A 24060-nucleotide genomic window follows, 5' to 3' on the forward strand; every position below is an offset into this window, starting at 1 on the left:
AATGTTCACCCGCTCAGTGATCACGAGAACCGATCCAGTCCCGACTGTCGGCGCCGCTTTCCGGCCGGATCGGCCACCCACGGCGTCCGTTCGTCGCGCTCGGCCTCGAGGTCGACCCGGATAGTGGGCTCCTCGACCGACTCGTAGCCCGGACACGCTGGCCCACACTCCGAACTCGCATCCACGACGCGGCCGGCCCACCGGCAGTGCGGCAGGGTCGCGCCGTCTCGCCCGAGCGGCGCGCAGGCCGCACACCCGGGAAACTCGTAGGTTCGCCACCCCTTTCCGTACGCTCGCTCGGCGAGTCGCCGCCTGGCTCGAGCCTTCCGTTCCGGCGAAACCACCGCGATGTCGGTCCGTCCGGGGTGATACTCGAGGGGTTCGACGCCGGCCGTCGTGTTCGGTAACGGAGCGGGGTCGCGTATCACTTCAATTTCTATAGTATTGTCTACCGGGCCCGTCTCGTCACTCGTTGGCGCCGTCTCGTCGCGGTGCACCCGCCAGACGCCCACTGCCTCGGGGATCCGGTTGAGGTGCGCTCGCGTCACGTAACTCTCCGTCGCCAGCACCGCCTCGTCGACCAGCGCGAGGCTCGCGTCGAGGCGCAACTGGGCCTCGAGGTCGCCCGGTCGGCCCAGATCCGGCTTGTTCTCGATTCCCACCAGTTTCCCGTACCAGTCGGGATAGCGAGCCACTTGCCGGACGTACTCCCGCCCGTTTCGACGTTCGGACTCGAAGAACCCGATCTCGACGGCGCGCTCGACCGCCCGGCGGGCCCGTTCGGGGTGGCAGTCGAAGCAGTCCTTCCAGTAGCGCGCCCGTCCCGTGCCCACGTCGGCCTCGAGCGCCGCGTCGGGGATCGAATCGGCGGTAATCGTCGTGCGCCGGTCGAACTCGGGGCCCGGCTCGACGTGGACGACATCGAGGATACGGGCACCGGGACTGGCGATGCTCCCGCCGAGCTGGCGGGCGAGAATTCCCTCTCGACGCGCCTCGAGGGCCGCACACAGCTCGAGTTCGAACGCAAACTCGCTCACTGTCTGGGCTGGGGGCGGAACGGGCATAAGCCTGTGGCGTCGCCCACGTCCGTCGCCTCAGACCGAGAACTCGGCTCGAGCCGTGCAGTCGTAGTTGTTCGCGTTCAACTCGCCGACGGCCACGTACTGCCCGGGCTCGAGTTCGTCGCCCGTTGCCTCGAACGTGGTGGCCTCGCCGGCGTCGAGGTCGGCCTGGGAGAGCACCTGCGTGAACATGCGGGTATTCGTGAGTCGCCAGCGCTCGGCGCCGCCGTCTTCGACTGCGAAGTCAGCCTTGCAGCCGTTTCGAAACTGAAGCGTGACGTCGTCCGGACCGGTGTTCTCGACCGTCAATGCGAACGTCGGAACGCCGTCCGTCACGGTCACGTCGAGCGTGCCCTCGAGTGTCATGGTCAGTGGTTCCGCCCCTTGGACTATATTCCTTGTGCTATCGCCGAAATATAGTCTCTCGTTCCGTCCTGGCTGTTGCGGCACGGCTGTCGACGCTCCCGACGAGCGTCGCAGGGTAACACCTTCCTCTTCGCCGGTCGATTGACGGGTATGGCCACCGACTGCACCTACTGCGGCAGCGACGTGGAGTGTCACGACCCCGTCTTCGTGAGCGAGGCGACGGACGAGGGCCGCGAACGGGCGGGCCAGTTCTGCAACTACGCGTGTCTGGCGGCGTACATCGACGAGCAGGCGTTGACCGTCGGCGCCGCGTGCGAGTGGCCCTGACGGGGCGAGCGTCACGGCTTTCTATCGCGGGTCCGAAGGACGACCGTGCAAGTCGTCGGGTACAGACCGCGCCGGCCGGTGTCGGCGGACGGGGCGAACGTCGAGATATTGGATGCCGCCTCGAGTGCAGCCGACGAACCGAACGAACCGACGCCGCTGACCGACGCCGTTTTGCTACTCAGCGACCCCGAAGCGACCGCGAGGGACGACCGAACCGTCACGCCGCTCGCCCTCGAGCCGGGCACCGTCCTCGAGTACGCTCTCGGCGACCGCCACTGCGCCGGCTCGCTCGAGGGCGACGTCCACCACCCCTGTGATCGCCCGGCAGCACCCTACTGCGAGTACCACACGAGCACATGGGTCTGCGCCCGGTGTACCGGCACCTGCCTGAAAGACGAGATGGACTGCTACGAGGAACACGCGGTCTACCTCGCGGCGTTCGCGCCGACGACGTTCAAGGTCGGCGTCACCCGCTCGTGGCGGCTCGAGACCCGGCTTCGCGAGCAGGGGGCCGACCGCGCTGCTCACGTCCACACCGTCTCGAACGGCCGTATCGCTCGCGAACTCGAGGCCGAGATCACCCGCGAACAGGGGCTGGTCGACCGCGTCCGAACCGACGCGAAGGTCGAGACGCTGGCCAGCGCGGTCGACGGTGACGCCTGGGACGCGTTGCTCGCCCGCGACGCGTTCGACGTGATCGACCGATTCGACTTCGCGTACGACCTCGACCTCGATCATCGCCCCGTCCGGGAGACCATCGGCGCAGGGACCGTCGTCGGCACGAAGGGAAGATTGCTCGTCCTGGAGCGCGGCGGGACAGCCTACGTCGTCGACATGCGGGACCTGGTGGGATACGAACTCGAGGCCGCCGATACCGAGGGGCGGCGGCTCCAGTCGTCGCTCGGGTCGTTCGCCACTCGAGGCTGATTCTCGCCCGCCGGTCGAGGCCGCACTCGACCGGGTTCCGGCGTCAAAACTCCCGAGATAACAATCCTTTTCCGCCGCGCTCGAGAAGGACGAGTATGGCAGACGATCACGACAATGACGCCGACGCGGGGGAGGAGACCGACGTCGACGTCGACGTCGATAACAGCGGAGACGGCGACAGCGACGGCGAGGAAAAATCCTTCCGCGAGCGCGTCGAAGAAATCCGCGAAAAACGCGAGGCGGAAGCCGAGGAGGGCGAGGGGCCACCGGAGAGTCCGTTCGGCGGTGGCGGTGGCGGTGGACCCGGCGGCATGGGCGGCAACCCCCTCGCCCAGATGATGGGCGGCATGATGGGCGGCGGACCCGGCGGGCCAGGAGCAGGCGGCCCCGGTGGTCGCGGCGGCGACGAGGTCGGCAACGAGGAACTCGTCCGCGAGGTTCGACAGGTCCGCGACGAACTGCGCGACCAGACCCGCGCGCTTAACCGCATCGCCGACGCGCTCGAGGACGACTGAGCGCCGATTTCGACGCTTCTACCAATTCCTGGTTCGAGAGCCACAGGCTCGACGTTGACGTTGACGTCGGCGTTGGCGAGACGTCGTCCAGGTCTCCCGATTCTCTGGAGTCGCCTTCCCGGATCCGCTTCCTGAATCCGCTTCTCTGACGTCGCTCAGCGGCTCCGATTCCACAGCCCGCGACGCTCGAGTCCGTCGTAGACCGACCAGCGACCCACGAGGTGCGTCGAGAGTTCGACGGCGAGCCAGGCGAGGCCGATGCCCGCGACCACGTCGATAGCCCAGTGGATGCCCAGGTACATCGTCGAGAGCGAGACGCTGACGGCCAGCCAGACGGCGAGCCAGAACCAGCCACGGTAGACCTCGCGTGTTCGGTAGGCGAGCAAGGCGACCGTCGTCGAGAGCGAGGCATGGAGCGAGGGGAAGACGTTGGTGTTGCGGTTGACCTGGCGGGTGAGGTGCTGGTACTGCGGGTACGTGTCGTACAGCAGCGCCTGGATGAGTTCGGGCATCATGTTCCGGGGACCGTAGGCGATGACGAACACGTAGCAGACGAGGCCGAGCGTGTAGTTGAGGGTGTAGGCCGCGAGCAGTTCCCGGAGCGGGCGCGTGTTCGGGAGCAGGAAGTAGGCGATTACCGGAAACACGAGGACAAAGACGTAGCCGTAGATGTAGATGAACGAGAAGTACGCCGTCAGCTCGGGGGTCGCCTGGGCCTGCAGCCAGAGGATGAAGTCGCCCTCGATGTCGTGGATCGTCCAGGTGAGTTCCCAGCCGATCATCCAGGAGACCTCGGGGGCGAGGTCCCTGGCGACGCTGTTGAACAGCAAGACGCTCGCGAGGACGAGCACGATCGGGACGGTCTCGACCACGCGGCGACGCCAGTCCCCGACGGTCTCGACCAGTCGCTGGCGACCCGCGAACGCCGCCGTCGAGACGACGATCATGGCGGCGACGACGACGACCACCTGGCCGAGCGTCTGGAGGAACATTACTGTCTCACCACCAGGACGTCGCCGTCGTAGTGGTACCCCGCGTCCTCGAACGCCGCTCGAGCGGCGTCGACGTCGAGTTCACCGTCGGAGCCGTGGAAGGGGACGACGGGGTCTTCGTTTTCGTCACCGAACGCCAGCGACGACGGCGTCCACTCGGGGGACAGCGGCGTCGCGACCGGGTCGGCGTGGCCGTGAAACACCGTCTCGGCGAGCCATGCCTCGTCGATCACGCCGGCGACTGCCCGACGGAAGTACGGGTCGCCGAACGGCGCGCGCCGGACGTTGAACCCGAGGTGGTAGAACGCTGCCGTCTCCGACTCGATCCGTTCGACGTCGCCCTCGGCCTCGAGGTCGTCCAGAACGTACGTCTCGAGCGGCGAGATGGTGACGTCGGAGTCCCCGTCCCGGATCAGCGAGATGGCGGAGGTGCTCCGCGGGTCAATCTGGACTCGGAACGAGTCAGCGGTCGGCGCCGGCAGGTCCACGTCCTCGCGGGTCGTGAAGTGGTCGGCGTAGCGCTCGAGCGTGAGGTGCTGGCGGTCCTCGTGGTCAGCGTACTGGTAGGGGCCGCTGCCGATCGGCGGGAAGTTGTTCGTGACGAGCGCCTCGGTCGTTCCCTGTGCGAGGCGAACCCCGGGCACGCTCGGCGGGTCGGATCGCGATTCCCAGACGTGTCGCGGGAGGATGGGTGCCACGAGCGCCCGCTCGGCGATGGCTTCGGTGCCGTCGACGACGAACTCGAGCGTTCGCTCGTCGAGCACGTCGACCGACTGGACGGCCGAGGTTCGGCCCCGGTATCGCGGCGAGGGGGCCGGAACGTCGCTCGATCCCATCGACGTGTCTGCGAGGAATTCGTAGGTGAATTCGACGTCGTCCGCCGTCACCGACTCGCCGTCGTGAAAGGCGTGCTCGCGGAGGGTAATCTCGAGGGTGCCGTTGTTGTTGTCGTCGCCGTTGTCGCTGTCGCCGCCATCGCCGCCACCGTTCTCGCCGGCATCGCTGTCTCCGTTCTCGTCGTCATTACCGCTACCGTCACCGTCGCCACCACCCTCACCACCGTCCCAGGTCCAGTCTTCGGCGAGCCACGCCACGACCTCGTCACCACCCGGCGGCTCGATGACGAGCGGATCGTACACGAGGTCGACGACCGGGTCCGGTCCCCGGTACGGCGCCGAAAGCGGATTGACGTTCTGTGAGGGGGCGGCATCCATGATTGCTCCACGTAACGCTCCGCCCTCGCCGACTGGCTCGAGCCCGAGGTAGCCGAGTCGCGTCGTGATGTCCTCGTCACGCCAGCCGTCGAATCGACTGGTGCGGACCAGTCGAACCTCGTCGGGTCGGCAGATGGGGACGAACGGCTGCTCGCGGGCGACCAGTGTCGCCAGTTGCTCGACTACCTCGCGGCGGTCCGTACCCGCAACCTGGCGTTGGCGCTCGAGCAGGTCGTCAATCGCCATATTCGTGACGCCGAAGGGGTTCTGCCAGCCCGACTCCTCCGCGTACCGGGAGTAGAGCGCTTCATACATGAAATCGGGGTCCGCGCCGCCGGGGTGGCGATCCACCACCAGGTCGAAATCGTGGTTGACCAGGACCTGCCGGCGGAGCTCCTGGGGCGATCGGAGTTCGACGTGGACGTCGATCCCGACGGCCTCGAGGTTTGCGGCGATATCCCGGCTGAGCTGAATCGACTGCCGGTCGCCGTCGGCCGGCTGGGTCGTGATCGTCACCGAGAGCGGCTCGAGTCGGTCCCGGTTGACGGCGCTTCGAAGCTCGCGGACGCAGCCACTCAGCGACAGCGAGCAGCCGGCAGCGGTCGCGGCGAGCAGGGAGCGTCGGTCCATCGCGGTCGCGTCTCCGCCGTCGGCGGTCGCTGTCCCACTGGGAATCACGGTCTGTTCTCACGAGTAGTTCACCGGGGCCCGTATAACAGTATTGCGGCATCGACACGTCCACGTTGCGTCCTCTGGCACGCGAGGTCGCCGTTTCCGTCTGTGGCCGCCGAATTTCGGTACCTAGTTACAGGTGACGGCCAAACGAACCGACGATGAGCGTCGCCGCTGAGCGAATCGACCGTCTCCACGCCCTCGCTCGAGCGGCCGCCGCCGACGGCGACGACGAGCGGGCGAGCGCCTACGTCAGGCTCGCTCGCCGAATCGCCGAACGAAATCGACTCGAACTCCCGCGGCAGTTCAAGCGCTTCACCTGCGACGGCTGCGACGCCTACCTCCGTCCGGGGAAGAACGCCCGGGCTCGCCTGCGCGACGGCCACGTCGTCGTCACCTGCGACTGCGGGAGCCAGGCGCGATATCCATACGAGTGACGGTCGGTCGGGCGTTTTTCGAATCGCGAACATTGAAACCGCCCGCCCACATAGAGCGGTTCATGAACGATCACGAGCAGGAACTCAAGCGCCGCGCACACGACCTCGACGTCACCGTCTGGGTCGGGAAGAGCGGCGTCGACGCGGTGGTCGACGAACTCAACGACCAGCTCGCGAACGAGAACCTCGTCAAAGTCAAGTTCCTCCGGGCGGCTCGAGCGGGCAGTTCCACGGAGGAGAAGGCAGCCGACCTCGCCGAGCGGGTCAACGGGCAGTTGATCGATACGCGAGGGCACACGGCAGTGATCCATCGATGATCGGCGGCGAGATTGGGGCTGGAACGCTCCTACAGGGCGGCCTTGGACCGATCGGGCAGCAACTCGATCGGCTCTCCGGGGTCGACGAGACGCTCGCGGCGACCCTCGAGAGCGGTCTGGTCTTCCTGGTGACGCTGCTCCTCGTCTGGTTCGTCGGCCGGGCGGTCGTCGTCCCGTTGGTCGAGCGAGCGATGGATCGCCGCGGCCTCGACCGGCACGCCCAGAAGCCGTTGCTGGTGGTCACCAGGTTCGCGATCCTCTTTCTCGGCATCGCCATCGCGTTCGGCGCCGCCGACTACGGCAACTTCCTCGTGTCGATGGCCGGGATCGCTGCCGCGGGAGCGCTCGCGGTCGGCCTCGCGCTCCAGAACGTCATCTCGAACTTCGTCGCCGGGATCTTCATCTACACCGACAAACCGTTCCGCATCGGGGACTGGATCGAGTGGGACGACGGCACCTATTCGGGCGTCGTCGAAGACATCAGCTTGCGCGTCACCCGCGTTCGCACCTTCGACAACGAACTGTTGACGGTGCCGAACAGCCTTCTCACCGAGAACGTCCTCAAGAACCCCGTCGAGGCGGACAAACTCCGCCTGAAGTTCGTCTTCGGGATCGGCTACGGCGACGACATCCAGGAGGCGACGGACATCATCATCGAGGAAGCCGAAAACCACCCCGACATTATGGACAACCCCGGCCCCTCGGTTCGACTCACCGAACTCGGGGACTCCGACGTCGGCCTCCAGTCGCGATTCTGGATCGCGAACCCCTCGCGGTCCGACTTCGTCCGTACCCGTGCGGAGTACGTCACCAGCGTCAAGGAGCGATTCGACGAGGCAGGCATCGACATCCCCTACCCCGTCCGAACGCTCGAGGGTGGGTTGCAGGTCAGTAATCCGGCGATGCTCGAGATGGCCGACGACTGACCTGGTTTCAATCGCTTCGACCGCTTCGACTGCTTCGACAACCCTCCTGCTCGAGACTCGAGTTCCCCGTTGACTCTCGAGCCGTGCCACCGACAAAGAGGACCCGCGACAAATGGCCGGGAGCGTTCCGCGAGCATCGCGAGCGGGGCGCGACCCGGGGAGGGGCAGGCGATCGCCACTGTACTCACCGCGAGCGAACGGGAGCGCGGCGCAAGGCGCCGCGAAAAGACGACGGGCGAAGCCCGTGAGTCAGTGAGCGAGCGGGCCGACGACTGACCCGAAGCGAACGAAGTGAGTGAAGGGGAGGGAGGAGTGCTTTTGGCCGAGCTTTTACCGAGGGACGCCGAGCCATGCGCCAGCATTGCTGGCGCTGGCGAGGTAGACTGCAGTGTAAAAGGTCGGTATGAATGATGGACCCCGCGGTTGCCCGGCGTTCCGGCCGGGGGAATCCTGGTTGCCTCCTCCACCCCGCAACCCGTCGAGCGACAGGTGTCCGGCGGTCCACTGCTCGCTTCCGCGCCTGATGGGCTGTCGCCGGCTAACGACGATGAGTCGTCCCTGCGGACGGTCATGGTCGACCGCTGTCCCCGACGGACGAGGCTTCCACGTTGGCTCCCGGGGCCCCGGCCGGTCTGACCGGACGCCCGCGGGCTTCGGTCCCCACTGAAGGCCATACCGTGGGTTGTGAGCAGGGCCTAACTGCCCGACCTAGTCCACATCTGGATAGTCGACCGTACCTTAAGGCCCTTTCGTCTCTCGTTCTCGTTTTTTGTTCTCACCCGCCTGCCATCCTGATTCTTGCTCTCACTTTCGCCCCCGCCATTGAGCCCGCGGCCCCTCGAACCCGCGAGTACCTCGTCGCTCGAGTTGGTGGCGTTCTCGAATTCGAGATCTACGGTCTGGCATCTGGTACCTGGAAACCAAAAACCGAAACCCCGCTCAGATCGCCCCACAGCCGATTTGACGGCCTATTGGCCCCGACGAGGAACCTCCTCGAGCCGCCGGCCTCGAGTGACCCCTCGGAGAGGCAACGTTTTAGTGGTGGACTGAGATAATCGACCAGACAATGACTCCGGAGCTACCCGATAGACTCCTCGGGATCAGTATCGAGGACCCGAGCGAGCGACAGTCGGCCGACGAGACGACGGCCGAGGAAGAAGAGCGCGTGCGGTTCATCTTCGTTCGACTGGGCGACCACCGTCTGGCGATCCCCGTCGACGAGGTGAAGACGGTCACGGACCCGCCGGCAGACGAGGACCTCACGCGGGTACCGCGGTCGCCGCAGGCAGTCGAGGGCCTGGTCGACCTCCGTGGGGAGATCACGGCGATCGTCGACACTCGCGTCCACTTCCCCGTCGGGCCGGCGCCAGACGCTCAGCGACTCGTCGTACTCGACCGACCCACCGACGAGCAGGCGGCGGCACTTCGCGTCGACGAAGTGCTCGGCGTCCACAACATCGCCGAAGACGACGTTCTCGAGCCCGACGAGGTCGAAGACCCCGGGGTTGCCGGCGGCGCAATCGAGCACCCGCTCGTTTGCGGCCTCGTCGAACGCGAGCGCCGCCCGCGCCAGAAATCCCGGACCAGGCGCGGGGGTCGGTCGTCGCGGTTCTCGAGGAGTCGGTCGAAGCCAGGCTCCGGTTCGGCTTCGTCCGCCGCGGTGGGGGGAATCTCGCGCCACGGTTCGGCGGCTGCGGACGCCGGCGCGGAAACGGACGCTGGCGAAGGTGCAGACGAAACCGTCGTGAGCGACGAGTTCGTCCTCGAGGACGAGGATGAAAACGAGGGTGGAGCATCCGAAACGACGTCTCGAGCAGAGGGGACGGTCGTCATCGAGGCAACCGGAATCCTCGACGTACCGGCGCTCTTGATAGCAGCCGGAACGAAGTCGTAAAAAACCGTCGTCGAACGGCCGGTAGACCTATTCCTGTTCGCCCGAAAACGCGGAGAATTCGGCCGCTGCCACCGGTTATCATGTCTGATAATCGAGAGACAGCATTTATGGTAGTTGTATCTCTATCGGAATTTGGTGTACAATTGAATGTCGACAGGGGTGCTCATCGTAGACGACTCCCATTTTATGCGTAATCTACTGCGACAGATTCTCGAGCAGGATTACCATATCGTTGGAGAGGCGTCGAACGGCGCTGAGGCGGTTAAACTCTACAAGGAACAGAATCCAGACATCGTCATGATGGACATCGTGATGCCGAAGTGTAATGGCATCAAGGCGACCGCGGCGATCAAGAAACTCGACCCCCGGTCGCGGGTCATCATGTGTACGAGTGTCGGGCAACGAGAGAAGATGAAACTCGCCGTAAAGGCTGGTGCCGACGGCTACGTCACGAAGCCGTTCGAGGAACCAAGCGTACGGAAGGCACTGGCTGACGTCGTCGCGGCATGACGGGCGTACTCGTTGTCGACGACTCGCAGTTCATGCGAACAGTCGTCGGGAACGCGCTCGACACCGCCGGGTACGACGTACGGACCGCTGATACTGGCGAGGCGGCTCTCGAGGCCGTCACGACGGACGACGCGATCGACGTGATCACGATGGACGTCGAAATGCCGGGCATGGGCGGTATCGAAGCCGTCGAGCGCATCATGACGCACGACCCCACGCCGATTCTCGTGCTCAGTGCCCACACGGAGGCGGGGGCGGATGCGACCCTCGAGGCGCTCGAGCGCGGCGCGCTCGACGTCCTCCAGAAACCCGACGGCACGGGGACGCAGAACCTCGGTCACCTCACGGACGCCGTCGTCGCGAAGGTCGACGAGCTCTCGGCGGCCCCCGTGTCGGCGCTGGCGCTCGCACGTGCGACGGCCGCGGTCACGGCGACCGAGCGCCGGCAGGTGAACGCGACGCGGTCGGCGAGTGGCGTCAGTGTCCATGCCAGTGCCAGTGCCGGGAGCACCGAAGTCCTCGAATCCGGGAACGCGGGCACGCTAACCGCTCGTGGTCCGTCTACCCCGCCGTCGATGGACGCGCCGACCCCTGTCGACGGTGCGTCCCTCGATCACCCGACGATCGTGATCGGTGCGTCGACCGGCGGCCCGAAGATCATCGAGCGACTACTGGCGCACCTGCCAGCCGACCTCGAGGCGAAGGTGCTGATCGTTCAGCACATGCCGGCGGATTTCACTCGGCGACTCGCCACTCGGCTGGATGCGATCTGTGCCTACGACGTGTTCGAGGCGAGCGACGGCGACCGGATCGACGCCGGCGACGTCGCCATCGCCAGAGGCGGTCAGCACCTCCGGGTCGTGAACAACGTCAACGGATCGCTTCGCGTTCGCCTCGACGACGGCGAGCGCGTTCACGGGGTTCGCCCGGCGATCGACGTGACGATGGAGACTGCCGCAGCACGCGTGGTCGATCCACTCTGTGGCGTCGTCCTGACCGGAATGGGCCGGGACGGTGCCGCGGGCATCGAGGCCATCGCCGACGCCGGCGGCCACACGATCGCCCAGGACGAGGCGACGAGCCCCGTCTTCGGTATCCCCCAGCAGGCGATCAGGACGGGTCGCGTCGACGAGGTCGTTCCCGCGCCGGCGCTCGTCGATCGGATCGTCAGCGCATTTGTCACGGACGGTGAGACCGATGAGTGAGTACTGGACGGACTTCGCCCAGGAGAGCGACGAACAGATCACGGAACTGAACAACTCTCTGCTCACACTCGAACGAGACCCGGACGACGACGACGCGATGGAGGCCATCTTCCGGACCGCACACACCCTCAAAGGGAACTGCGGCGCGATGGGTCTCGCCCGTGCGAGCGACCTCGCACACGCCATCGAGGACCTCCTCGATGCCGTCCGTCGGGACGACCTCGAGATCACGCCCGAGGTCATGGATGCCATCTTCGACGGCGTCGACGAACTCGAGGCGATGCTCGAGGAAGCACCCCCGAACGGCGAAATCGATCGCGATCCAGCGGCAGAGATCGAGACGCTCCGGAGCTTTCTGGACGAGTCGACGACGAGGACGAACGGGGACGTTTCGACGCTGACGGATGCCGAAATCGACGCCATCCTGGCCCGGTTCGACCGCCCGAAGGACGCCGACCACGACGCGTTTCTCGTTCGGCTCGCGGTCACCGAAGATCCGCGGGTCAACAACGGCCAGCTCGTCGTCGAGGCGCTCGTCGACGCGTTCAATCTCGTCGGAACTGCCCCTTCTCGCGAGGCAATCGAAAACGGCGAGTACGGCACGGCCTTCGACGCCGTATTCGGAAGCGCTGTCGGCAAGGACGCGATCAGCGCGGCCCTCGAGCCGGTAGGCGCCGTCGAGGCGTTCGATATCGTCGAGGTGACGGACCGGTTCGCATCAAGCAGCGACCCGTCCGCGGCCGGTGGACCCGACGAGCCGCTCGGCGCAGACGACGCCGAGGACCTTTCCTCGAACGACGCGCAGAACCTCTCAGTCGACGAACTGCTCGAGGAGTTCGAGGAGTTCGACGACCTCGACGCGATGGTCGAGGAGGTCGAGGGCGAGGACCTCGATGCGTTCGACGAGATGGGCAATGCGGGGTCGTTCGACGACCTGCTCGGCGAGTCGGCGCTGTCGGACGCCTCACTGGAAGGGGCCGCCGACGATTCGGAGGCGAAATCGGACCCCACCGACGGGGCTGTCGCCGCCGAGTCAGCAGATGCGGAATCCGCGAGCGGTGGCGGTGTGGACGATCGCGAAGAGGTAGCCGATGCTGACGACGCCGACGACGCCGGCAACGCCAGTGCGGTGTTCGCCGAACTCAAAAACGAAGTCGAGATGGTCGGCTTCGACGAACTCCAGGACGAACTCGAGGAACTCGAGTTCGACGAATTCGACAGCGATGACGAGGTCGACATGGACGAATTGCTCGGCGACGACGTCGACGTCGACGACAACAGTTTTCTCGAGGTCGAAGACGAGTTCGGCGAAGAGCTTGCCGACGAGTTCGACGACGTGGGCCACGAGAGCGACGTCGAGGAGACCAGCGATGGCGAGGAGACCAGCGACGAGGGCGTCGAACGGACGGGCGCCGAAAGCGAAGTGACGGCCGCCGAGCCGTCCGACCTGGACGACACTCCGGTGGAGCTGTCGTCGGATGCGGGTGTGGAATCGGATGCGGAAGCACAGTCAGCGGGAACAGAGACGGGTTCGACACCGGCTGACGCCGACGACTCGATCGTCCCAACTGACGACGACTTCGAGACGTTCGCGTTCGACGATACGGACCTCGACCTGGACTCGGATGACAGCGCCGCAGGGCAACCCGTCGAGGCGTCCGACGCCGACTCGCTCGAGCCGCGAGCGACGGACGCCGAGGAGGCCGACGAACTCGAGGAGGCCGACGTTGCCGCCCTCGACGGCGTCGACTTCGGTGAAACCGACGACGGGACGGCCGATTTCGAATCGGGTTCCGGCGACGGTTCCGCAGTCAACGATTCGGGAACGGATCTGGACGTCGAGGGCGTTGCTCTGGAGGACGAAGATCTGGGCCTTGAGGACGAAGGTCTGGGTCTCGAAGACGAGGAAATGATCCTCGAAGATGATGATCTGGGCCTGGAGGACGAGGACCTGGACCTCGAGGACGACCTTGATCTCGAGGACGACCTGGGACTCGAGTCGATCGATCGGGACGCGGCCGAAGACGACTTCGCGGTTGACTTCGGATTCGATCCGGTTGACGACCTGTCACTCGAGGACGAACAGGACGTCTCGTTCGACGACTCGGTGCTCGAGGCCGACGTCGACGTTGACGTCGATGAGGACCCCGACCCCGCCCACGAGCTGGACAGGGACCTCGAGACGCCGGACGATACCGCATTTGTCGACGACCAGCCGGCACCGACGGCGTTCGATGTCGACGCGGACGCGGACGACGCGTACGCGTTCGAGAACGACGACGGACTCGAGGCGTCTGCGATGGACGCCGACGACCTTGGCGCCCCCGACGACCTCGACGTCGAAACTGCCGCCTCTGCTCCAGAGGACGGCCTCACGGCCGGTGCGGACGCGTCGAGCGCCGCTGCGTTCGGCGCTGCAGAGAACAGAGACGGCGGGGACGCGACCGCCGAGGAATCGAACCACGTCTACGAGGACGTTCCGGCGATGCCGATTCCGGACGTCGACGTGCCCGAAACGGACGAGGAGGCGGATTCGGAATCGAACGCCGACCAGGCGCAGTCGATCCGCGTCGACGTCGATCAGGTCGACACGCTCCTCAACCTCGTCGAGGGACTCGTCACCGCTCGCGTCCGCCTCCGTCACACCATCGAGCAGGACGACGACCCGAAGACGCTCCGTCGCGAACTCGACGACCTGGAGGACATCACCGCTGAACTCCAGGACACGGTGATGGACGTCCGACTGGTCCCCCTCGAGACGGTCGCCAACCGATTACCCAGGACGGTTCGGGACATCGCGCGCGACCAGGAGAAGGCGGTCGCCTTCGAAACCGAGGGCGAATCGGTCGAACTCGACCGCAGTATCCTCGACCGGATCGGCGACCCACTCATCCATCTGGTTCGGAACGCGGTCGATCACGGTATCGAGGCGCCGTCGGTCCGCGAGGAGGCCGGAAAACCCCGCGAGGGGACGGTCCGACTCACGGCCGAGCGGGCCCGCGACCGCGTGCAGATCCGAATTCACGACGACGGTCGCGGCCTCGACGCCGAGGAGTTGCGCGAGGCGGCCGTCGACGCCGACGTCCTCGCGGCCGAGGAGGCCGCGGACCTGGACGACGACGAGGTCTACGACCTGGTGTTCCACCCCGGTCTCTCGACGGCGACGGAAGTGACCGACGTCAGCGGCCGCGGCGTCGGGATGGACGTCGTCAAGCGGACGATCGAGGACCTCAACGGCACCGTCTCGGTCGACAGCGAGCCCGGCGAAGGGACGACGATCACGATGGAACTCCCCGTGACGGTCGCCATCGCCGACGTCCTGTTCTTCGAGATCGGCGGCGAGGAGTTCGGCGTCCCGATCAAGGCCGTCCAGGACATCGACGACGTGCGGATCATCGAGACCGTCGACGGCGACCCGGTGATTCCCTCGAGCGACTCGCCCGTTCCCGTCGTGGAACTCGCCGAGCGACTCGAGACGCCGGAGCCGTCCGACCCCGACGACGGAATGGTGATCCGAATCCGGGACGACGTCCGGTCGGTCGCCCTTCACTGCGACGTCGTGCACGGCCAACAGGAGGTCGTCATCAAGCCGTTCGAAGGGTTCATGAGTGGGCTTCCAGGCCTGAGCGGGGCGACGGTTCGCGGCCGGGGGGAAGTGGTTACGATCCTCGACGTCAATACACTATGAGCATGAACACGCACACCTACACCGAAAGTGACGGACGGTCGGACGCGAACCCCCACTCGAAAGAGACACCGGCAACGGACACGACGAACGAACTCGACAACGCACACGGAGGTACCTAATCTATGACGATGATGGTCGACATTCGGAAGCTGAGCTTTATCAACGAAATGGCGAAAGTCGGGACGAACGGCGTCGCCGACAACATGAGCAAACTGACCGGCGAAGACGCCCAGATGGAGGTCACGAAGACGAACTTCATCGACGTCGACGACATTCAGAGCCAGCTCGAGCCGGGCAAGCGCGTCGGCGTCCGGGTTCGGTTGCTCGACCCGCCCCACGGACACATCCTCATCCTCTTTCCCGAGGCGAGCGCGAAGAAGATCACCGCGATCATGCTCCGCGACGTCGTCGACGACATGTCGAACGTCTCCGGGAAGATGGCCCGAAGCGCCGTCGAGGAGATGGGCAACATGATGGCCAGCGGGTTCATCGACGGCTGGGCCGACGTGCTCGGGCGCGCGATCGACATCGCCGCCCCACAGCTCGTCTACGCGCCGGCCGGTGACATCGTCGTTCGAACGGCCGGGCTCGGCGGCGACGACCTCGCGCTCTTCTTCGACTCCGATCTCTCGGTGCCGAGCTACCAGATCGAGGCGGAAATCTACGCCTTCCCGGAGCTCGAGGAGTTCGTCGAGATGGTCAACGGCATCGACGTGCACCCCGCATGAAACTCGACGTCAACGCCCTCGGCACGTTCTACCGGATGGCCCGCGAGGGCGCCGGGCTGGCGGCCGGTCGGTTGACGAAGATGACCGGCGTCGAGACGCAGGTCGGCGTCACGAAGCTCAACTTCATGCGCGGCGAGGAGATTCGACACGACTTCGAGGACGGCACAGAGAAGGTCGGGATTCGCGTCAGACTCAGTGGCGGCCTCGACGGCCACTCGGTCGTCGTCTTCGATCGCAACAGCGCGCTCCGCATCGTCGAGATGCTGATTGCCGAAGCCGACGTCGAGGAGTTCGACGAGATGAGCATGAGCGCCGCCACGGAGGTCGGGCAGGTGATGAACAGCGGGTTCATCGACGGCTGGGCCGACGTCCTCGAGACCGTGATCGACGTCTCGACGCCGCAGTTCATCGAGGGGGCGACCGCCGAGCCCTTCTTCGGCGATATCGACGAGGCTCCTGGCGAGGGGGACATGGCCCTGCTCTTCCAGAGTCACATCAACGCCGTCGGTACCGAACTCAGTTTCAGCCACTACCTGTTCCCCGCTCGCGACTCCATGGCGAGCCTGCTCGAGCGACTGCGCACCAGCGACGGGATCGAGTACGACAAGCTCGACGGCTTCGACCGGATGGCCGAGCAGGGCGCCGAGGAGGTGGCGAAGACGGCGACGACGCTCACCGGCATCGAGACGAGCGTCGAGATTCGACGTCTGAACTTCGTCTCGCTCGAGGCTATTCCCGCATCCGTACCGAACGAGCGCCTCGTCGGGGTCGCCTTTGAGTTCGACGGTACGCCGAGTGGGTACCTCCTGTTCCTGTTCGACGAGGAGTCCGCACACGAGATCGTCGACGCGATGGTGCCGATGGAGACCGACGACGGGGATGGATTCGGCGAGATGGAGCGAAGCGCCATCACGGAACTCGGGAACATCATGGCCAGTGGATTCCTCGACGGTTGGGCGAACGTCCTCGACACGACGATCGATCACTCGCCGCCGGAGTTCATCCACGACATCGGCGCCGCCGCCGTCGACCCCGTCATCATTCAGTTGGGCGAAAACCAGGAGTTCGCGTTCGTCTTCGACACCCAGGTGATGGCCGACGGGCGCGAGTTCGACTGTGACATCTACGCCATCCCCGACGAGCGAGACCTGGAACGCGCGCTGAATGACCTCGACGTCGACCGCATCGAGGAGACGCCGACGACGGCCGAATTCGGAGACGTAGAATGAAGACGTACGGAACCGAACCGGGAGTTCCCGAACCAGTGCAGGTCGGTATCTCGGAACTCGTCGTCAGCGAGGGCGAGGATACGCTGAAATCCTACGGACTGGGTTCGTGTCTCGCCGTCGCGCTGTACGATCCGGACTCCGACATCGGCGGCCTTGCACACGTCATGCTCCCGGACGGTGACACCGCCGACAACAGCGACGTAAAGCCCGGAAAGTACGCCGACACGGCCATCCGAGCCCTCCTGCGGCGGATGGTCGAACGCGGCGCCAGCTACACCTCCGTCGAGGCCAAGATCGCCGGCGGGAGCGACATGTTCCAGTTCGAGAGCTTCGGCGACGGCGTCGGCCAGCGAAACGTCGACGCCGCGAAGACCGAACTCGAGAAACTCGGCGTCCCGTTGATCGCTGAGGACGTCGGCGGAAAACACGGTCGGACGGTTGAATTCACTCCCGGCACCGGTACACTTATCGTTCGGACGGCCAACGGTGAGCACGGAGTGACCGAGTTGTGAGCACCGACCCGGCGTTCGAACGCCTCCTCGAGTACGTCGAGGCGGAGCTGGCTTTCGCGACGAGCCACTACAACACGAGTTACCTCGACCGGCGGGTTTCCTCGCGGATGCGCCGAACCGGCAGTGACAGCTACGAGGAGTACTTCGAATTGCTGCGGTCGGAGGCGGACGAACAGCGGGCGCTGCTCGACTCGCTGAGCATCAACGTCACCGGCTTCTTTCGCAACCCCGACGTCTGGGAGGGGATTCGCGACGTGCTCCGAACGCTGACCGAGCGCCACGAGAGCGTCCACATCTGGAGTGCCGCGTGTGCCGACGGCCGCGAACCGTACTCGCTGTCGATGCTCGCCCACGACGACGACGAAATCGACGAATCGTCGATCCACATCCTCGCGACCGACATCAGCGAGCCGGCCCTCGAGACCGCGCGCGAACGGACGTACACCGAATCCAGGACGGTCGACCTCGGCGACCAGCTCGAGTTTCTGAACGACTACCACCGGTACGTCGACCACGACCCGTCGAACGAGACCTACCGGGTGCGCGAGTCCGTCGCCCGGCCGATCACGTTCGAGCGACACGACCTCATCAACGGCGAGGCGAAGTCAGGATTCGACCTCGTGATCTGCCGAAACCTGTTTATCTACATCGACAACGCGTACAAGCAGTCGATGCTCGAGACCATCGCCCGATCACTTCGGGCCGACGGCTACCTCGTCATCGGCAAGGCTGAGACGATCCCGCCGACGCTCAAGTCCGCGTTCGCGATTACTGACGGTAGACTTCGGATCTACCAGCGTGAGGGTTCCTCGGTGGGGATATCGATGAACTCGGAGTCGACCAACTAATCTCCCGTCCTCGTGACAGCTACCGAAGCAACGCCCGGACCGACGTGTTCGTCTCGACGAACCTCTCGTCGTCGATGACGACGGAGACCGATTTGGCGACCGTTCTGGCATCGCCTTCAGCCACACGGTCACCAGGTTCCTGTTCACCGGACGATTCCCAATACTACAATAATCATATTAATGAGTCGGTCGCATCGCCGCGGTGTTCGAGCGTCTCGCCACGGCACTCGAGCGGGGCTTCGAACGTGAAGTTCCCCTAGTTCTCCCCGCCGAAAGTAAAGACGTCCGACGGGTCGTCGTCGTCCTGGCCGTCGCCCAACGCAGCGTCGTCCGCCTGGTCGACATCGTTAGTTTCGTCAGCGTCGACTCGCTGATCTTCGATGGACGCGGACGTATCGTCGACCGATTCGGGCGTCGTTTCGTCCTCGAGCGATGGATCCGATCCGGTCTCGGGAAGCGGTGTCGGGTCGTTTGCTCCCGCGGAAATCGGCGTTCCGATGTCAGCCATCTGGTCCGGTCCGGCGCTGGTGTCGAACCGGTCGAGCGCCACCGAAAGCTGCGTGGCCTGATCGGACAGGTCGCTCGCGCTGCGGGAGACCTCGGTCAGGGCCGTGGTCTGCTCTTCGGCCGCGGCGGCGACGTTCTCGCTCTCGGCGGTGGTCTCCTCGGAAATCGTCGCGGCCTCGTCGACCATTGAGACGACCTCCTGGGTCGACGCCGCCTGCTCTTCGGTCGCTGCGCTGATCTCCTGGACGCCCACGTTGGTCTCCTCGGCGTGGTCGGCGATCTCGTCGAGCGCAGTGACGGCGTCCTCGATGGCGTCGCGGTTCGCCTCGACGCGCTCGCTCGTGTTCGTCACCGACTCCGCGGTGTCAGCCGTCCGGGCCTGGATCGCCTCGAGTCGCTCCTCGATGTCCTCGGCGGCGTCTTTGGTCTCTTCAGCCAGTTCCTTGACCTCGCCGGCAACGACCGAGAAGCCGTCTTCCCCCGCGTTCGAACGCGACGCCTCGATGTTGGCGTTCAGCGCCAGCATGTTCGTCTCCTTCGCCACCTCGGAGATGAACTCGATGAGTTCGTCGATCTGTTCCATCTCTGCCTCGAGCGCCTCGATGTCGGCCACCGCCGCCTCGGATTCGGTCTCGATGGCGTCCATCCCGTTGATGACGTCCTCGGCGGCGTCGCGCCCGCGCTTGCCCGTCTGGGCAGTGCGCTCGGCGATGTCAGCGACCTGGTTCGAGGACGCCGCGATTTCCTCAGTGGTCGTCGAGAGACCGTTCATCTCGTGGTTGACCGACTGAAGGCTCTCGTTCTGGCGCTCGGCGCCGTCGGCGATCTCCTGAATCGACTCGGTGACTTGCTCGGAAGCCGAACGAACTTCCTCGCTCGAGGCGGTGACCTGCTCGCTGGCGGTCGCGACGTCGGTCGCGAAGGCCTTGACGCCGGCGGTGGTCTCCTCGAGTTCGGCGACCATCGCGTTGAACTCGAGGGCGATGTCCTCCATCGCCTCGTTGTCGGTGTCGGCGTCCATCCGGGCGGTGAGGTCGCCCTCGGCGGTCTCTTGCATCACGGCGCGGTACTCGTCGGCTTTCGCCTCGAGGTGGCGGTTGATCGCCTCGGTCTCCGCGCGGGCCTGTTCGGCTTCCTCGCGGGCGTCCTGGGCGTTCTGGATCTGGTTTTTCAGCGAGTCGCGCATGTTGGCGAATCCGGCGTAGAGCCGGCCGATGCTGTCGATCCGGGGCGACTCGAGTTCGACGTCGAGGTCGCCTTCTTCCATCCGCTCAGCCTTCCCGGTGAGTCGGTCGATCGAGCGCGAGGTGTTGAACCCCAGGGCCGCGCCAACCAGGACGACCAGCAGGACGATACCGAGAGTCGCGTAGATCCCGTACTGCTGGATGTTCTGTACGAAGCCGTACGCGCTGTTCGACGGCGTGTGGACGAGGGCGACCCAGTCGGTCCCCGGAACCGGTGCGGCGCCGACGACGTACTCCTCACCGGAACCGATGCTGTAACTGGATCGGCTGGTCAGGACGCCCTGGGCGCCGGCCTCGACGAGCATTCCCTCACCCTGTCCGGCCGACAGCGAGCGCGCCGTCTCGAGTGGCTGGGTGGATTCGTCGTAGCTTTCCCACTTCGTCCCGGTCGGACTCGAGGCGATGACGCGACCCTGGCCGTCGACGAGCATCACGACGCCGGAGTCGCCGTCTCGCATCTGCTGTTCGTAAAACGAGAGCGGGACGGTGTACGCCAGCAGGTAGCCGTCCTGGAGGTCACCGGCGTCGGTCACGTACGCGACCCGCTCTTCATTCCCGCCGAACGTTCCGCTCTCGTAGGCCCCGGTCGTCACCGTTCCGCTGATTGACTCGAGGTCGTCGAACCACTCGCCCTCGAGTTCCGAGACGGGGTTCAGGTCCTGGTCGGTCTTCGTGCTGGCGACGATGTCGCCGGAATCGACGTCGATGTAGTGAATGTGTGGATACGTCCGACCAGCGCCCGAATTGTACCGACCGGCGATTTCGTCGTCGAGATACGCCTGGATAGTGTCGGCGTCTCCGCTCTCGATTGCACTCGAGCGAGCCATCGCCTCGACGGTCTCTTCGTTGTTCGTATTCCAGTTTCTGATGCCCTGTGCCTGCTGAACCGCGAGCGTCCCGTGGTCTTCGTGCACGATCGATTGCACCTCCGTCTGTACTTCCTCGGTCGCGACCAGTCCGATTGCCCCGACGGCACACCCCAGAACGAGCAACACGATGGCAAACTTCAGCGCGTAACTTCGTCGTATCACTCGTGGAACCAGTCTGCGGACGATACTCACCATACGACCTATAGATCAGCTATCCGTAATAAATGTTTGCTGTGAAATTTCATCACGGATATGAGTCGAATTCGAGACGTCGAAAGAATCGGACGAATGCCAGGCTCGAGAACGATGTTACTACTCGGACTGGCGAAACACGGGAAAACGAAACAGAACAATCGATTCGATGCGGATTCGAGAACCGAGCCGTTCAGGAGCTGTTGCCGAACGTGAACATGTCGTCGCTGTCGTCGGGTTCGTCGTTGCCGTCGCCATCGTCGGTTTCAGCTTCCGACTCGAGAGCCAGCGTCGACTCGCCTACGCTCGCTGTGTCGACAGCGTCACCGTCGTCGGTCTCGCCGTCGTCACTCGCTCCATCTTCGCCCGCTCCGGTCTCGCTTCCGCCCCCGATCTCGACGGGCTCCGACTCACCGGTCTGGGGCTCCGACTGATCGGTAGACGGCGCTTCCGTTACCGACGGGGTCGCGTCGTCGAACGCGATTCCCTCGCTCTCGAGGTCGCCAACGTCTCCAGATTCGAGCGCCGGCTGGGCGTTGGTGTCGAATCGGTCGAGCGCCTCCGAGAGCTGTGCCGCCTGGTTCGCGAGGTCGCTCGCGCTGCGGGAGACCTCGGTCAGGGCCGTGGTCTGCTCTTCGGCCGCGGCGGCGACGTTCTCGCTCTCGGCGGTGGTCTCCTCGGAAATCGTCGCGGCCTCGTCGACCATCGAGACGACCTCCTGGGTCGACGCCGCCTGTTCCTCGCTCGCCGCCGAAATCTCCTGGACGCCCACGTTGGTCTCGCCGGCGTAGTCGGCGATTTCGTCCAGCGCGTTGGCCGCTCGCTGCACCGAGTCGGTGTGTTCGGCAACCCGGTCGCTGGTCAACTGCACCTCGGTCGCCGTCTGCTCGGTCTGGTGCTGGATCGCCTCGAGTCGCTCCTCGATGTCTTCGGCCGCCGTCTTCGTCTCCTCGGCCAGTTCCTTGACCTCGCCGGCGACCACGGAGAATCCTTCGCCGGAGTCGCCCGAGCGAGCGGCCTCGATGTTGGCGTTCAGCGCCAGCATATTGGTCTGCTCGGCGACCTCAGTGATGAATTCGATGAGTTCGTCGATCTGTTCCATCTCCGCCTCGAGTCGTTCGATCTCCTCGACTGCGGACTGGGACTCGGATTCGATCTCGGCCATGCCCTCGATAGCGTCCTCGGCGGCGTCGCGCCCGCGCTTGCCCGTCTGGGCGGTGCGCTCGGCGATGTCAGCGACCTGGTTCGAGGACGCCGCGATCTGCTCGATCGTCGTCGAGAGACCGTTCATCTCGTGGTTGACCGACTGGAGGCTCTGGTTCTGGCGCTCGGCGCCGTCGGAAATCTCCTGGACGGATTCAGTGACCTGTTCGCTGGCGGAGCGAACTTCCTCGCTCGAGGCGGTGACCTGCTCGCTGGCGGTCGCGACGTCGGTCGCGAAGGCCTTGACGCCGGCGGTGGTCTCCTCGAGTTCGGCGACCATCGCGTTGAACTCGAGGGCGATGTCCTCCATCGCCTCGTTGTCGGTGTCGGCGTCCATCCGGGCGGTGAGGTCGCCCTCGGCGGTCTCCTGCATGACCGCGCGGTACTCGTCGGCTTTCGCCTCGAGGTGGCGGTTGATCGCCTCGGTCTCCGCGCGGGCCTGTTCGGCTTCCTCGCGGGCGTCCTGGGCGTTCTGGATCTGGTTTTTCAGCGAGTCGCGCATGTTGGCGAATCCGGCGTAGAGCCGACCGATGCTGTCGACGCGCTGGGTCTCGAACTCGACGTCGAGGTCGCCTTCTTCCATCCGCTCAGCTTTCGTCGTGAGTCGGTCGATCGAGCGCGAGGTGTTGCGCCCGACGACGCCGCCGATGAGCATCACGAACAAGATGCCACCGATAGAGGCGTAGATGCCGTACTGCTGAACGTCCTGCACGAAGCCGAACGCCTCGGATTCGGGCGTGTGGACAACGACGAGGAACGGACTGCCCTCGGTGACACGAGCCGTCGCGCCGATGTACGGTTCGTTTCCGTAACCGCCGCCAACGGCGGACGCCAGTGCGTCGTTTGGGTCCTCGATCGAGAAGTGCTCGCCCTCGGTTCCGACTGCACTGAGGTTGATATCTTTCGTCGAGTAGTCCTCGAAGTAGGCGTTTTCGCTCGGGTCCATGACGACCTGGGCGCCGTCGCCGGTCTCCATGACGATGAACGAGATTCGACCCTCGTTTTCGTTGTGGATCATTTCCTCTGCGTACGCGCTCATCTCGAGCGACACTACCAGGAACTCGTTTTTCCCGTCGACGCTCGAGACGTAGCTCAACACCGGCGTCCCGTCGGCCGAAACGTGTGGCACGACCGCGACGTTGGTGTCGAAGTTCGAAACTGGCTCTCCGAATACCTGTCCGCCTGATTGCAGCGTATCACGATTGCTCTCGTACTCGGGTTCGATTCTGCCCAGCTCTGCTGCCCAGGTGATCCCACCGTCCTCGGTCTTGTGCTCCTGGGCAATCTCTGCCGGTGCCTTCCCGTGAAGCGCATCAACCGTACTGTTCGTCACGTTCTCGTTGAGGTTGACGTAGTGGACGCTATGGCCGCCGGAGATGGAGTTCCGGGCGGCGACCAGTCGTACCTGTTCGCCCGTTCCCACCGAGGACTCCAGTGACTGGTGTTCCTGTATGTTCAGTTGATTCCACTTGTCGACGTTCCGAGCCTCCTGCTGTGCCAACTCGGCGGAATCGTTCTGCACCTGCGACTGTACTTCACTCGCAATTTGATTCGTCCCTAGATACCCCATTGCCCCCACAGACAGACCGATGACGAGAAGCACGATAGCGAACTTGAGTGCGTATCGTCGTCTGATGAATTTGGGAATGACTTTTCGGACCGGGCCTAACATACGGT

At 65.1% G+C, this 24060-nt stretch carries 21 protein-coding genes and 1 other RNA gene; 15 read left to right on the forward strand and 7 right to left on the reverse strand.

The genetic code is table 11. The annotated features are described in order from the left end of the window. Nucleotides 1–20: 20 nt before the first annotated feature. Nucleotides 21–1037, reverse strand: coding sequence for a DUF5787 family protein (locus tag ACFQS4_RS15745; protein ID WP_500194183.1), 1017 nt, complete (start codon nucleotides 1035–1037; stop codon nucleotides 21–23). Between the two features lie 57 nt (nucleotides 1038–1094). After that, a complete protein-coding gene (locus ACFQS4_RS15750; protein WP_500194185.1) occupies nucleotides 1095–1427 on the reverse strand; it encodes a BsuPI-related putative proteinase inhibitor in 333 nt (110 codons plus the stop codon). 150 nt (nucleotides 1428–1577) lie between these two features. Between ACFQS4_RS15750 and ACFQS4_RS15755 the strand changes: the two genes are divergently transcribed. The 3 genes from ACFQS4_RS15755 (at nucleotide 1578) to ACFQS4_RS15765 (ending at nucleotide 3196) form a co-directional block, all read left to right on the forward strand. Next, complete coding sequence (locus ACFQS4_RS15755; RefSeq protein WP_500194187.1) at nucleotides 1578–1754, forward strand: hypothetical protein; 177 nt, start codon at nucleotides 1578–1580, stop codon at nucleotides 1752–1754. A 156-nt stretch (nucleotides 1755–1910) separates the two neighbouring features. Continuing rightward, nucleotides 1911–2681, forward strand: a complete 771-nt coding sequence (locus ACFQS4_RS15760; RefSeq protein ID WP_500196636.1) for a DUF2797 domain-containing protein — start codon at nucleotides 1911–1913, stop codon at nucleotides 2679–2681. 95 nt (nucleotides 2682–2776) lie between these two features. Further along, entirely contained in the window at nucleotides 2777–3196 is a 420-nt protein-coding gene (locus tag ACFQS4_RS15765; RefSeq protein WP_500194189.1) for a hypothetical protein, read from the forward strand. A gap of 155 nt (nucleotides 3197–3351) precedes the next feature. On the opposite strand, the gene ACFQS4_RS15770 is transcribed toward ACFQS4_RS15765, so the two are convergent. Both ACFQS4_RS15770 and ACFQS4_RS15775 read right to left on the reverse strand, forming a co-directional pair. After that, the gene (locus ACFQS4_RS15770; protein WP_500194191.1) at nucleotides 3352–4188 is read right to left on the reverse strand and encodes a phosphatase PAP2 family protein; all 837 of its coding nucleotides are present in this window, start codon (nucleotides 4186–4188) and stop codon (nucleotides 3352–3354) included. Further along, a complete protein-coding gene (locus tag ACFQS4_RS15775; RefSeq protein WP_500194193.1) occupies nucleotides 4188–6080 on the reverse strand; it encodes an ABC transporter substrate-binding protein in 1893 nt (630 codons plus the stop codon). Before ACFQS4_RS15775 ends, ACFQS4_RS15770 begins: the two co-directional genes overlap by 1 nt. A gap of 155 nt (nucleotides 6081–6235) precedes the next feature. Between ACFQS4_RS15775 and ACFQS4_RS15780 the strand changes: the two genes are divergently transcribed. The 3 genes from ACFQS4_RS15780 (at nucleotide 6236) to ACFQS4_RS15790 (ending at nucleotide 7754) form a co-directional block, all read left to right on the forward strand. Continuing rightward, nucleotides 6236–6511, forward strand: a complete 276-nt coding sequence (locus tag ACFQS4_RS15780; RefSeq protein WP_500194195.1) for a ribonuclease P protein component 4 — start codon at nucleotides 6236–6238, stop codon at nucleotides 6509–6511. Nucleotides 6512–6573: 62 nt separating this feature from the next. Continuing rightward, nucleotides 6574–6828 carry a YhbY family RNA-binding protein gene (locus tag ACFQS4_RS15785; protein WP_500194196.1) on the forward strand — a complete coding sequence of 85 codons (255 nt, stop codon included), beginning with the start codon at nucleotides 6574–6576 and terminating at the stop codon, nucleotides 6826–6828. Beyond that, entirely contained in the window at nucleotides 6825–7754 is a 930-nt protein-coding gene (locus ACFQS4_RS15790; RefSeq protein WP_500194198.1) for a mechanosensitive ion channel family protein, read from the forward strand. Before ACFQS4_RS15785 ends, ACFQS4_RS15790 begins: the two co-directional genes overlap by 4 nt. Nucleotides 7755–8161: 407 nt before the next feature. On the opposite strand, the gene ffs is transcribed toward ACFQS4_RS15790, so the two are convergent. Then, nucleotides 8162–8473, reverse strand: an RNA gene (gene ffs, locus ACFQS4_RS15795) — signal recognition particle sRNA. Between the two features lie 347 nt (nucleotides 8474–8820). Between ffs and ACFQS4_RS15800 the strand changes: the two genes are divergently transcribed. The 9 genes from ACFQS4_RS15800 (at nucleotide 8821) to ACFQS4_RS15840 (ending at nucleotide 18368) form a co-directional block, all read left to right on the forward strand. Continuing rightward, nucleotides 8821–9648 carry a chemotaxis protein CheW gene (locus tag ACFQS4_RS15800; protein ID WP_500194200.1) on the forward strand — a complete coding sequence of 276 codons (828 nt, stop codon included), beginning with the start codon at nucleotides 8821–8823 and terminating at the stop codon, nucleotides 9646–9648. Between the two features lie 147 nt (nucleotides 9649–9795). Further along, nucleotides 9796–10158 (forward strand): chemotaxis protein CheY, encoded by a 363-nt coding sequence (gene cheY, locus ACFQS4_RS15805; RefSeq protein ID WP_253430991.1) that lies wholly within the window; start codon nucleotides 9796–9798, stop codon nucleotides 10156–10158. After that, entirely contained in the window at nucleotides 10155–11363 is a 1209-nt protein-coding gene (gene cheB / locus ACFQS4_RS15810; protein ID WP_500194202.1) for a chemotaxis-specific protein-glutamate methyltransferase CheB, read from the forward strand. Before cheY ends, cheB begins: the two co-directional genes overlap by 4 nt. After that, on the forward strand, nucleotides 11356–15051 hold the full coding sequence (locus ACFQS4_RS15815; protein WP_500194204.1) for an ATP-binding protein: 3696 nt from the start codon (nucleotides 11356–11358) through the stop codon (nucleotides 15049–15051). Before cheB ends, ACFQS4_RS15815 begins: the two co-directional genes overlap by 8 nt. Continuing rightward, the gene (locus ACFQS4_RS15820; RefSeq protein WP_500194205.1) at nucleotides 15048–15170 is read left to right on the forward strand and encodes a hypothetical protein; all 123 of its coding nucleotides are present in this window, start codon (nucleotides 15048–15050) and stop codon (nucleotides 15168–15170) included. Before ACFQS4_RS15815 ends, ACFQS4_RS15820 begins: the two co-directional genes overlap by 4 nt. A 3-nt stretch (nucleotides 15171–15173) precedes the next feature. After that, the gene (locus ACFQS4_RS15825) at nucleotides 15174–15779 is read left to right on the forward strand and encodes a chemotaxis protein CheC (protein WP_253430985.1); all 606 of its coding nucleotides are present in this window, start codon (nucleotides 15174–15176) and stop codon (nucleotides 15777–15779) included. Further along, entirely contained in the window at nucleotides 15776–17008 is a 1233-nt protein-coding gene (locus ACFQS4_RS15830) for a chemotaxis protein CheC (RefSeq protein ID WP_500194208.1), read from the forward strand. Before ACFQS4_RS15825 ends, ACFQS4_RS15830 begins: the two co-directional genes overlap by 4 nt. Next, nucleotides 17005–17520: a chemotaxis protein CheD gene (locus ACFQS4_RS15835; protein ID WP_500194210.1), complete on the forward strand. Its 516-nt coding sequence runs from the start codon at nucleotides 17005–17007 to the stop codon at nucleotides 17518–17520. Before ACFQS4_RS15830 ends, ACFQS4_RS15835 begins: the two co-directional genes overlap by 4 nt. Then, nucleotides 17517–18368, forward strand: coding sequence for a CheR family methyltransferase (locus tag ACFQS4_RS15840; RefSeq protein WP_500194212.1), 852 nt, complete (start codon nucleotides 17517–17519; stop codon nucleotides 18366–18368). Before ACFQS4_RS15835 ends, ACFQS4_RS15840 begins: the two co-directional genes overlap by 4 nt. Nucleotides 18369–18624: 256 nt before the next feature. Here the strand turns inward: ACFQS4_RS15840 and ACFQS4_RS15845 are convergent, their stop codons facing one another. Together ACFQS4_RS15845 and ACFQS4_RS15850 are read right to left on the reverse strand one after the other, a co-directional pair. Then, nucleotides 18625–21183, reverse strand: a complete 2559-nt coding sequence (locus tag ACFQS4_RS15845) for a methyl-accepting chemotaxis protein (RefSeq protein ID WP_500194214.1) — start codon at nucleotides 21181–21183, stop codon at nucleotides 18625–18627. Nucleotides 21184–21373: 190 nt separating this feature from the next. After that, nucleotides 21374–23905, reverse strand: a complete 2532-nt coding sequence (locus ACFQS4_RS15850) for a methyl-accepting chemotaxis protein (protein ID WP_500194216.1) — start codon at nucleotides 23903–23905, stop codon at nucleotides 21374–21376. Between the last annotated feature and the right edge of the window lie 155 nt (nucleotides 23906–24060).

It is taken from the genome of Saliphagus sp. GCM10025317, from assembly GCF_042663665.1.
Taxonomy (GTDB): domain Archaea; phylum Halobacteriota; class Halobacteria; order Halobacteriales; family Natrialbaceae; genus Natronosalvus.

Excerpts from the sequence above, each read along its gene's own strand:
- cheY (WP_253430991.1), top strand. The coding sequence starts at position 9,796 with ATGTCGACAGGGGTGCTCATCGTAGACGACTCCCATTTTATGCGTAAT.
- ACFQS4_RS15835 (WP_500194210.1), top strand. The coding sequence starts at position 17,005 with ATGAAGACGTACGGAACCGAACCGGGAGTTCCCGAACCAGTGCAGGTC.
- ACFQS4_RS15780 (WP_500194195.1), top strand. The coding sequence starts at position 6,236 with ATGAGCGTCGCCGCTGAGCGAATCGACCGTCTCCACGCCCTCGCTCGA.
- ACFQS4_RS15800 (WP_500194200.1), top strand. The coding sequence starts at position 8,821 with ATGACTCCGGAGCTACCCGATAGACTCCTCGGGATCAGTATCGAGGAC.
- cheB (WP_500194202.1), top strand. The coding sequence starts at position 10,155 with ATGACGGGCGTACTCGTTGTCGACGACTCGCAGTTCATGCGAACAGTC.
- ACFQS4_RS15815 (WP_500194204.1), top strand. The coding sequence starts at position 11,356 with ATGAGTGAGTACTGGACGGACTTCGCCCAGGAGAGCGACGAACAGATC.
- ACFQS4_RS15790 (WP_500194198.1), top strand. The coding sequence starts at position 6,825 with ATGATCGGCGGCGAGATTGGGGCTGGAACGCTCCTACAGGGCGGCCTT.
- ACFQS4_RS15825 (WP_253430985.1), top strand. The coding sequence starts at position 15,174 with ATGACGATGATGGTCGACATTCGGAAGCTGAGCTTTATCAACGAAATG.
- ACFQS4_RS15765 (WP_500194189.1), top strand. The coding sequence starts at position 2,777 with ATGGCAGACGATCACGACAATGACGCCGACGCGGGGGAGGAGACCGAC.
- ACFQS4_RS15785 (WP_500194196.1), top strand. The coding sequence starts at position 6,574 with ATGAACGATCACGAGCAGGAACTCAAGCGCCGCGCACACGACCTCGAC.
- ACFQS4_RS15820 (WP_500194205.1), top strand. The coding sequence starts at position 15,048 with ATGAGCATGAACACGCACACCTACACCGAAAGTGACGGACGGTCGGAC.
- ACFQS4_RS15755 (WP_500194187.1), top strand. The coding sequence starts at position 1,578 with ATGGCCACCGACTGCACCTACTGCGGCAGCGACGTGGAGTGTCACGAC.
- ACFQS4_RS15845 (WP_500194214.1), bottom strand. The coding sequence starts at position 21,183 with ATGGTGAGTATCGTCCGCAGACTGGTTCCACGAGTGATACGACGAAGT.
- ACFQS4_RS15830 (WP_500194208.1), top strand. The coding sequence starts at position 15,776 with ATGAAACTCGACGTCAACGCCCTCGGCACGTTCTACCGGATGGCCCGC.
- ACFQS4_RS15770 (WP_500194191.1), bottom strand. The coding sequence starts at position 4,188 with ATGTTCCTCCAGACGCTCGGCCAGGTGGTCGTCGTCGTCGCCGCCATG.
- ACFQS4_RS15750 (WP_500194185.1), bottom strand. The coding sequence starts at position 1,427 with ATGACACTCGAGGGCACGCTCGACGTGACCGTGACGGACGGCGTTCCG.